This window comes from Candidatus Zixiibacteriota bacterium, from assembly GCA_014728145.1.
Classification (GTDB): domain Bacteria; phylum Zixibacteria; class MSB-5A5; order JAABVY01; family JAABVY01; genus WJMC01.
In genome coordinates this window covers 1-6,387 of record WJMC01000215.1, presented here as the reverse complement: position 1 = coordinate 6,387, position 6,387 = coordinate 1, and the positions used below count along the sequence as shown (strand labels likewise).

Annotated in this window: 6 protein-coding genes; 3 read left to right on the top strand and 3 right to left on the bottom strand. The window is 50.4% G+C overall.

What is annotated here, in order from left to right:
- The coding region (locus GF404_12180) for a peptidase S10 (GenBank protein MBD3382940.1) at positions 1 to 1,150 on the top strand (1,150 nt) is incomplete at its 5' end.
- Positions 1,151 to 1,216: 66 nt separating this feature from the next.
- Here GF404_12180 and GF404_12175 read toward each other — a convergent pair.
- From GF404_12175 to GF404_12165, 3 genes are all read right to left on the bottom strand, one after another.
- Positions 1,217 to 2,737 carry a carboxypeptidase M32 gene (locus GF404_12175; GenBank protein ID MBD3382939.1) on the bottom strand — a complete coding sequence of 507 codons (1,521 nt, stop codon included), beginning with the start codon at positions 2,735 to 2,737 and terminating at the stop codon, positions 1,217 to 1,219.
- A 116-nt stretch (positions 2,738 to 2,853) separates the two neighbouring features.
- A complete protein-coding gene (locus tag GF404_12170) occupies positions 2,854 to 4,068 on the bottom strand; it encodes a hypothetical protein (GenBank protein ID MBD3382938.1) in 1,215 nt (404 codons plus the stop codon).
- Positions 4,065 to 4,634 carry a hypothetical protein gene (locus GF404_12165; protein MBD3382937.1) on the bottom strand — a complete coding sequence of 190 codons (570 nt, stop codon included), beginning with the start codon at positions 4,632 to 4,634 and terminating at the stop codon, positions 4,065 to 4,067. Before GF404_12165 ends, GF404_12170 begins: the two co-directional genes overlap by 4 nt.
- Before the next feature lie 71 nt (positions 4,635 to 4,705).
- Between GF404_12165 and GF404_12160 the strand changes: the two genes are divergently transcribed.
- Positions 4,706 to 5,974, top strand: a complete 1,269-nt coding sequence (locus GF404_12160) for a hypothetical protein (GenBank protein ID MBD3382936.1) — start codon at positions 4,706 to 4,708, stop codon at positions 5,972 to 5,974.
- A gap of 54 nt (positions 5,975 to 6,028) precedes the next feature.
- Positions 6,029 to 6,387, top strand: a 359-nt coding sequence (locus GF404_12155) for an ATP-binding cassette domain-containing protein (protein ID MBD3382935.1), incomplete at its 3' end; no start/stop codon positions are given.

Genomic DNA, 6,387 nt, shown 5'->3' with positions numbered 1-6,387 from the left:
GCAGGCGGACGGTCACGCTTTTCCACCTCCATATGAATTAGTCAACAACGATTACTCCCTGCTTGATCACACTGATTTGGTGTTCATAGATCCGGTCAGCACAGGTTACAGCAGGGCGGTACCGGGTGAGGACCCGAAGCAATTCCATGGAGTCCGCGAGGATATCCGGTCGGTCGGAGAGTTCATCCGTCTGTTTCTCACTCGCTATGAACGCTGGAACTCGCCCAAGTTCCTGGTCGGTGAAAGCTACGGAACCCTGCGTGCGGCGGGCCTGGCTGATTTTTTGCAGTCGGAGCACGGGATGTATCTGAACGGGGTGATGCTGGTATCATCGATTCTGGATTTCGTCACCGCCCGCTTCCACCAGGGCAACGATCTGCCGTATATACTGTTTCTGCCAACATATACAGCCACAGCATACTACCATGGGCAACTGGGTGATGACTTTGAGAACCTGCAGGATGCTCTGAACTCCGCGGAGGAATTTGCTATCGGTGATTACGCCGATGCGCTTCTGAGAGGCGATCTTTTAACCGAGAGAGAATACAACCAGGTCGCCTCGCGATTATCCCAGCTGACAGGATTGCCCGCTGAGTATATCCGCCAATCGAATTTGCGTGTGCCGATCTGGCGTTTCGTAAAGGAGCTTTTGCGTGAGGAGGGTCGAACAGTCGGCCGTCTCGACAGCCGTTTTCAGGGGATTGACCGAGACAGGGTCGCCGAAGGTTATGATTACGATCCCAGTTACGCGGAAATACAGGGACCTTATTCGACGCTTTTAAATGACTATGTCCGTACAGAATTGATGTTCGAGAGCGATCTGCCCTATGAAATCCTGACCGGCAATGTGCATCCCTGGAATTTCAGTGATTTCGAAAACCGCTACGTGAGTACCTCGGACAGGTTGCGACAGGCAATGACTGTCAATCCGAATCTGAAAGTATTCGTCGCCAACGGTTACTACGATCTGGCGACACCGTATTTTGCGACTGAATATACATTCAATCATCTTCAACTCGACGATGAGCTCAAAGACAATGTCAGCATGAGTTATTACGAAGCCGGCCACATGATGTATATTCGTCTTGAATCATTGAAAAAGCTCAAAGCCGATTTAGCAGATTTTATTGAAAACTCTTTGTCGAAGTAGAAACTGTTTAGCAAAAAGCCCGGCAGGACAAATCCCGTCGGGCTTTATTGTTCGATCAAACAGCTTTTATTTGAAATAAAGCGGGCCGAATTTCTTTTCCAGGTATTCCATCAGGGGTTTATGTGACAGCGGTTTGCCGGTCACTTCCTCGACCAGGTCGGAGGCGGAATAGCGCTTTCCATGGTCATGGATTTTCTCGTTGACCCACTTCTTGAGGCTTGAGAAATCACCCATTTCGAACTGTGAAGTCAGGTTCGGCATCTCCTCTTGAGCCTTGGCAAAGAACTGCGCGGCGTAGAGGTTGCCCAGTGCGTAAGTCGGGAAATACCCGAAGATACCCATACTCCAGTGCACATCCTGCAGGCATCCCTCAGAATCGTTCTTGGGCTGGATTCCGAAATAGCTCTCGAACTTCTCATTCCAGACCTGGGGGATGTCGTCGAGCTTGATATCGTTGTGGAAGATCGCCTGCTCGATTTCGAAGCGAAGCAGGATATGGAGGTTGTATGTGACTTCGTCGGCTTCAATCCGGATCATCGACGGGCGCACGTCGTTGATTGCAAAATAGAAGTCCTCCAGTTTAACACCTGCCAGTCTTTCCGGGAAGACCTGCTGGGCACGCGGGAAGAAATGTTTCCAGAAAGGCAGACCACGTCCGACCATGTTTTCCCACATGCGCGATTGAGATTCATGGATACCAAGTGAAATCGATTCACCCATCGGCAGACCGGCATACTTGTCGCGCGGCAGCCCTTGCTCATAGATGCCGTGCCCGGCTTCATGCAGAGTGCCGAAGAAGGCGGCGTTGAAGTGCTTTGGATTGTAGTGGGTCAGGATACGGACATCACCGTTGCCGATCCCGGTGCAGAACGGATGTTCGGTTACATCCAGGCGTCCTTTAGTAAAATCGAAACCGATCGCCGCCGCGGCCGCCTTGCCGAAATAAGCCTGGCGATGGACATCGTAATCGTTTTCGACCAGGGACAAGTCGGGTTTTTTTTCTGAGTTCTTGATCTTTTCTATAAACGGCACCAGGTCATCGCGCAAACCGGCAAATACCTTGGAGACTTCGGCAATAGTCATGCCCGGCTCATAATCATCCATCAGGGCGTCGTACGGCTCGGTTTCATAACCGTAGGCTTCTGCCTGTTTGAAGCGCAGGTCGATTACCTTGCCAAGGATTTCCTTGAACTTGTTGAAGTCGGATTTCTGCTTGGCTTCGACCCAAATGCCCTGCGCCATAGTAGTCGTGCGCGAGATATCTTCGACCAGCTGCTTGGGCAACTTGGTCTGCTTGTCGTAGTCGCGTCGAAGCTCACGGATATTGACTGCCTCCGGTGAGAGCGGATCTTTGGTAAGTTCGGAATCCTCTAGCCGGGCTAACATTTCACCAATTTTCGGATCGGTGAAGTGCTCATGAGCCAGCCCTGACAACAGCGACATCTGGTCGGCACGATGAGCGACTCCTCCACGGGGCATATAGGTGCGCTCATCCCATCCCAGAACAGCACCGGCCGAGATGATTAAGCCGGCTTTCTTGACCCGGTCAACCAGTTCATCATAAACTTTTTGAATATCGTCGGACATACTCTTACACTCCTTGCAAGTAGTAAAGCGGACAAAAAATGTTTTCTCGAATGTAATACACGAAGGCCACTTTTTCAAGCGGGATGATAATTATTTTTTTGGATGGAAGAAGTACTTCAGCGTTCAACTTCGGCATCGAGAGAGTCCTGTTGTCTGGCTCTGCTGATCGAATCCTCGATAAACTGGTTGTGCATACGCTCCATGCGAAAATCCGGTTTTGACCTCTCCACCCGGGTGGCGTAACCTGTCTCGGAGTATTCGACAAGTTTATCGGTTCGAGTGTAACCTTCCATACCACCTGCATAGCCTATTGCGAAGGGGTCTTTCTCACCCATGTAGAGGAGTTGCCCATCATCATCGAAGACGAGATGATAGTCGATTTCGGAGCCGACATAGGGATTATGGCGCTTGTCCTCAGCACGGCCGAAGACTCTAAAGGCCAGGTATGATCTGCCTGCCTTCCGGGGAGTTACCAGAAACGAACAGGTAAACTGCTCACCTTCACCGGGATTGTCTCCCTGGGATATGGAGATGGAATCGATCTTGAGGTTCGAGGCACGGGTGATCTCGTACTGGATTTCTTCGATTTCACCTGTGACAGCTTTCATAGTTGCATAAACCCGGGAGGTTTGACCGACTTTCAGTACCGGGATTATGCGCATATCGATTTCAAACGGCTCCAGCCAGCTTTCGCCCCTGATTCTCTCGGTTTGCTTTTTTCCCGCCAGGTACAGGCTGAGGCTGTCACCGTAAGTATGGATGTGCATCCCAAGCGGGTTGATTTGAACCGGCGGGTACTTGCCCAGAAAAGCGAGGGTACCGTCTTCTGTGATCTGTCCAACGATTCGAAATTGCAGGTACTCAACCGGACGGGTTGTCTCGGTCAGGGCGATATCGAACTGCCCCACACCTCGTACAAAATACGGAATTTCTATTGTCCTGACTGCACCGGAATCCAGCGGAGCTTCCCATACCAGGAGGCTGTCGGGCATAGCGAAATAGTTATTTGGACCGGCAGTCAGTGAAAAACGCACCTCTTTGTCCAGGCTGACCGAAGGCCGTTCCGGTAGTTTATTGAGACGGCGATTACGTATCTTATGTTGAATTTGTCCGGTCTGCACAGCGCGTGCGTTGAAGCTTCTGTCGAGAACTTTAAACTCGACCCGCAGGCTTCCCGAATCACCGTAGGCGGGTAGTTCATTGAAAACAAACCTGACTTCAAGCAGGCTGTCGGTTTCATCCGGCCCGAAGACCAGTGATTTATCGATCTGCGCGCCGGTATAAACAGGCATACAGAGCCAGACTATGAGTATCAAAATCATGTATTTCATCGTTTTTCTCCTTTGCGCCGGGCCGACCAGATCAGCCTGAGCTTGAAACGTTCGTCAAAGCCATCATGCGAGCAGTTTCCGCATGACACCATACGGTATCTCTTGCGCCGGTAAAACTTCTGTCCGCAGGCCGGGCAGGCATAGATGTACTTGTAACTCATCCGCGCACCGGGATAGTCACGGGCGTAACGGCTGGCGCCGATCCGTACCGCTTCTGCTTTGAACAACCGGCCATGGTCAGGGTAGAGAATATGAATCATCTCATGCTTCAAGGTATCTTCGATTTCCTGCGGAAAATGCTCGTGGTACTTACGACCAAGCCGGATGATGCGGTCATTGACCAGGTACTTGCCGGCCATCCTCAACCTGCTCGACCATTCGATTTTAACCTCCGGGAGACGTCCCGAAAAATAGCGGTAGTTGATCCGGGAAAACATCCGCCGAAGTTCATCCTCATCGGGCAGAAGCTGTTGTTCGTCGACAGGTTTCCGGCATGATGTTTCCACATCGAACAGGCTGTAATTCAATACGTCCAAACAGTCTCTCTGTTTTCGATTCAAAGCCATAACCTAAATTTAACACGTTCTGTCTTGCATACAAGTCTAAATTATTTTAGATTCATACTTTTGGAGGATTGATGAGAAATTTTATTATACTATCAATCGTTGCAGTCATGATCCTGCTTTCAGGATGCGCCCGAAAAATTGAAATCGAACCCGGTAGAATTGTTTATGTCGATGATGATTTCGAGACGGAAGCTGATTCCGACGGTTCGGAATATGCACCCTATCATTCGCTCCAAGAGGCTATTGACTCCGCCTGGTCGGGTGACAGGATATTTTTAATGCCGGGTATATATTCGGCAGAAGCCGATGAGTATGTCGACAGCCTGTGCGGTAACTGCCTTGAACACCGCACCCTGGCTCATGCCACAGTTGGATTTCACATCAAAGACAAACAACTGACGATCGAGGGTTTCGAACGCGACAGTGTTCGGCTTTTAACTAATGCCGGGTATGGTGTCCTGTTTGAAAATTGTCCATCATCGCGGATTTCTAACCTGACGATCAGCGGGGGAAAGCGTGATCTGGACGGCAACGCTACCGATGCGGCAGTAGTTGTGAAATTTTCAGAAGTTACCGTGGAGAACTGTACAATTATCGACAATGAGCACAAACTCGATACGGTCGTGGTTGGGATCGGCGGTGTTTTCGGACGCGAGGGCGCGCAGATAATAGTTAGAAACAACCTGATCAAAAACAACAGCTGGGATGCTATCGCGCTCTATCGTGGTGCAAAAGCATTTATAGCCGACAATGAGATCGACAAGGGCAGAGGTGTAGGTATCGGCATTACCTGGGACGCACATGCTGTGGTTACCCGTAATCTAATCTCGAATTACTGGAAGGGAATCGGTACATTCGGTAATTCTTCTGCGGTCGTTACCAATAACATCGTCTTTGACAATCTCGGATGGGGAATCATAGCGACCGGGAATTCATTTATGGAAGCTCGCAATAACAACATAGTGCGCAATGGCAATTGCGGTTTCGCGGCCTGGTCGGATTCGGCCCGGGGAGTCGTGATTAACAATATCATAGCTGACAACGGCTGGCGTGAAAAATGGGTCTGTCCCTGTGTGGGAGTCTGGATGAACGGCGATCCGGAGAATTTCCGGATCGAATACAACGATGTCTGGGGTAACGACAGCGCGGAATACCGGGATATCGATGATCTGACCGGGCAGTTCGGCAACCTTTCCGTAGACCCGATGTTTGTGGATTCGCTCGATTTTCATCTGCGGGATAATTCTCCGCTTTACAATGCCGGCCATCCATATTACACTGATCCCGATGGCGGTCGGTCGGATATTGGTGCCTTTGGAGGGCTGGGCGGGATAAAATAATGAAACCGGAGAACCGGTGATTCGTTATATGTCTATATCGGAGGAGAAAGAAACTTGTCGGATCATTTCGTTGAAGTAGAAGAGCTTGTAAAACATTACCCCGGGGTTAAGGCCGTCGATGGTATCTCCTTTCATATTGAGCAGGGCGAGGTCTTCGGCTTCTTGGGACCCAACGGCGCCGGCAAGACCACCACGATCGAAATGATGGAGGGGCTTCGCAGTCCCGACAGTGGTTCTGTCACTATCGCAGGCAAAAATCCTCATAGGCATAACAATGAATTCAAACAGATAATTGGAGTTCAACTCCAGGCCTCGGCGATGGAGGACAATATCAAACCACACGAGGCGTTGACTTTGTTCGGATCTTTTTACAGGCAGTCTCTCGATGCCGATTACCTGCTGGAGATGGTCGG